This is a genomic window from Pseudomonas sp. 05N434, assembly GCF_056396965.1.
On the sequence record NZ_JBFTMK010000581.1, the window covers coordinates 1 to 3,075 of the forward strand.

Here is a 3,075-nt window from a genome sequence, read left to right on the forward strand (position 1 = left end):
TTTGCACATGGATAACGAGGCGGTCAGTTTCGAAGGGCGCTTCGGTGGCGTGCCGCACACCCTGTACGTGCCTATCGTGTCGATCCTGGGCATTTACGCTCGGGAGAACGGCCAGGGCATGGTGTTCGATATGGAATCGCCGCTAGAGGACGAGGAAGACATCGAGCCGGATGATGATATCCCGCCACCCGACAGCGAGCCACCGCGTCCCAGCGGTCGACCCAGTTTGAAGGTGGTGAAGTAATAAAAAAGGCGATCCGCAAGGATCGCCTTTTTTATTACTGTTGGAGCCAGGCTTGCCGGCGAAGGCGATCTCAAGGATGCCATCGCGTAAGCAAGTATCAGTCGATGTACTCAAACAGCTTCACAATCTTCTGCACGCCAGAAACGCCTTGCACCAGATTGGTCGCCTGCGCCGCTTCCTGCTTGGTCAGCAGGCCGAGCAGATAAACGATGCCGTTCTCGGTCACAACCTTGATGCGCGAGCCCGGGATGGAGGGGTCGGTGAGCATCTGAGTCTTGATCTTGGTGGTCAGCCAGGTGTCGTTCTGGCGTGCCAGCAGCGAGGAGGGCTGCAGCACTTGCAGTTCGTTGTGCACCTTCTTCACGCGCTGAACGGAGGCGGCGACCTGTTCGGCCTTGGCCTTGAGGTCGGCGCGCGGGGTTTGCCCGGCGAGCAACACAACACCGTTGAAGCTGGTTACGACGATGTGCGAATCGTTGTCCAGGGCCGGATCGGCCTTGGCGATGTTCACGCCGACCTTGGTGTCGATCAGAGAGTCGTCGATCTTGCTGCCGAAGGTGCGCGTACCGCGGTCATCTTCGATCGGCGCTTCACGGCTGGCGTTAACCACTGATGTGCAGCCGCTGATGCCGAGGCACAGGGTCAAGGCCAGAAGGCTTAGGCGATTAGGGGTCATTCTTCACTCCCGAACAGTTGGCTGTCGATCAGATCGCAAAGGCAATGGATCGCCAGCAGGTGGACTTCCTGAATACGTGCAGTGACATTGGCCGGTACGCGAATCTCGACGTCTTCAGGCAATAGCAGCGATGCCATGCCGCCGCCATCGCGACCCGTCAATGCTACGACAATCATTTCGCGATCATGTGCGGCCTGGATCGCTTGAATAATGTTCGCCGAGTTGCCGCTGGTGGAAATCGCCAGCAATACGTCGCCCGGCTGGCCGAGGGCGCGGATCTGTTTGGAGAAGATTTCGTTGTAGCTGTAATCGTTGGCAATCGAGGTGATCGTCGAGCTGTCGGTGGTCAGCGCAATGGCTGGCAGGCTCGGACGTTCACGCTCGAAGCGATTGAGCAGCTCGGACGAAAAGTGCTGTGCATCGCCGGCGGAGCCACCGTTGCCGCACGAAAGCATTTTGCCCTCGTTGAGCAGGGCGTTGACCATCACCTGGCTGGCTTGCTCGATGTGCGGTGCAAGTACGTCCATCGCCATTTGCTTGGTGTCGATACTGGCCTGAAAAAGCTGGCGAATTCGGGATTGCATGTCCATCTGTGTGACCTTAATTAGCGCGGCTACTTGGCACATGAATGTGCAGCCCGCAAAGCAAAGAGCAAAAGTGTTGGGTGTAGGTGTCCGGTTCGGGGCGCAAGCGATCAGCAGTCGAAGGCATTTTGCATCCAGTTCAACTGATCGAGGCTGCTGTCGATGGCAACCACGTCGAAGCGGCAGGGGGAATCGGCCCAACGCGACTCGCGCTGAAGAAAATACTGCGCGGCGAAAATCAGTTTCTGCCGTTTGCKCCCATCGATGCTATCGAGCGCGCCACCCCATTGGGTGTTTTTTCTGTAGCGGACTTCGACGAATACTACTGTATCRCCATCAAGCATGACCAGATCAAGCTCGCCGCGTTTACATAACCAGTTCTGCGCCAGCAGGCGCAGACCTTGTTGCTGAAGATGCTCGAGCGCATGGCGCTCGGCATCCTTACCGCTTTGCTGGCGTGACCTGTCGGGCATCAGTGCGAGGTGTCCGGCAGGCGTTGAACCTGACCGTTGACGAACTCTGCCCATGGCAACTGACGCACGACCCGTTGATTCTGAGTCATGCCCAGGCTGCCCGATTGACCTTCGATACGGCTGTCCGGCAAGGCCTTGAGTTGCCCCAGGCGTGGTGCCAGGCGATAGGCGTCAACGCCCATCGCGTATAGACGGCCCAGGCTGCCAGCGGCTTGTGGCCATTGTGCGGTGACCTGTTTGCGCAGCGGGTCGTTGGCATCCAGCAGCCATGGGGTTTCGCAGAAGCGAATACCGTTCATGTCGTTGTACTGGTTCTGGTCGCCGCTGGCGCTGAACACGTGGGAGGTGGCGTAAACCGGCACGTCACCCGCGTACTGGAAGTTCAGGGTCGGTTTGATCTGTTGAGCCTGTTGCGGCGTCGCGGCCAGAAAGATGAACTCGATGTCCTGACGACGCGAAGGCTGGGCGGCTACCTGTGAGCCAACGGTGTTTTGCAGGCTCTTGGCGCGGCCTTCGCTCTGACGCAGCTGGAACATGTCGGCAATTTGCTGGGCCAGTTGCACCGGTTGGTCGACGCGCTCGGTCGCGACAATGCTGCCGCCGTTGGCTTGCCAATCCTGGCTGAATGCTCTGAGTACGCGGTCACCCCATTCGCCTTTCGGCACCATGATGGCGGCGCGATGCAGGCCATCGGCGCGCGCACGACGGGATACTTCGCGGGCTTCGTCTTCAGCGGCAAGGCCGAATTGGAACAGCTGGGCCGGACCTTGTTCGCCTTCGCTGTAGTTCAGCGCCAGGGTGGTGATCGGTAGTTGCGGGCGAGCGCTGAGCTGTTTGACCAGCGGTTTTTCCAGCGGCCCGACCACCAATTGCACGCCGTCGGCCTGGGCCTTGCGATAGAACTCGTCAAGGGAGGTCAGGCGCGAGCTGTCATAGAACTCGATGGCTGGCGGCTTCTGCCCGGCTTGTTGCGCCTGGTAGTGTGCGGCCATGAAACCTTCGCGCAATGCTTTGCCGACCGAGGCCAGCGGGCCGTCTTGCGGCAGCAGCAGGGCAATCTTGCTCAGGGGCTGGCTGGCCAGATCCTTGAGTTTGGTC

Annotated in this window: 5 protein-coding genes; 1 reads left to right on the forward strand and 4 read right to left on the reverse strand. The window is 59.5% G+C overall.

Annotation, left to right across the window (positions count from 1 at the left end; translation table 11 throughout):
• A partial coding sequence (locus AC1DLB_RS26190; protein ID WP_477785928.1) for a ClpXP protease specificity-enhancing factor SspB occupies positions 1-244 on the forward strand: 244 nt, incomplete at its 5' end.
• Between the two features lie 97 nt (positions 245-341).
• On the opposite strand, the gene AC1DLB_RS26195 is transcribed toward AC1DLB_RS26190, so the two are convergent.
• The 4 genes from AC1DLB_RS26195 to AC1DLB_RS26210 all read right to left on the reverse strand — a co-directional run.
• A complete protein-coding gene (locus AC1DLB_RS26195) occupies positions 342-920 on the reverse strand; it encodes a BON domain-containing protein (protein ID WP_018930122.1) in 579 nt (192 codons plus the stop codon).
• Entirely contained in the window at positions 917-1,510 is a 594-nt protein-coding gene (locus tag AC1DLB_RS26200; protein WP_008025961.1) for a phosphoheptose isomerase, read from the reverse strand. The genes AC1DLB_RS26195 and AC1DLB_RS26200 overlap by 4 nt, the downstream gene beginning before the upstream one ends.
• Before the next feature lie 104 nt (positions 1,511-1,614).
• A complete protein-coding gene (locus AC1DLB_RS26205) occupies positions 1,615-1,977 on the reverse strand; it encodes a YraN family protein (protein ID WP_477785929.1) in 363 nt (120 codons plus the stop codon).
• A partial coding sequence (locus AC1DLB_RS26210; protein ID WP_477785930.1) for a penicillin-binding protein activator occupies positions 1,977-3,075 on the reverse strand: 1,099 nt, incomplete at its 5' end. The genes AC1DLB_RS26210 and AC1DLB_RS26205, both read right to left, overlap by 1 nt.

Excerpts from the sequence above, each read along its gene's own strand:
- AC1DLB_RS26195 (WP_018930122.1), bottom strand. The coding sequence starts at position 920 with ATGACCCCTAATCGCCTAAGCCTTCTGGCCTTGACCCTGTGCCTCGGC.
- AC1DLB_RS26200 (WP_008025961.1), bottom strand. The coding sequence starts at position 1,510 with ATGGACATGCAATCCCGAATTCGCCAGCTTTTTCAGGCCAGTATCGAC.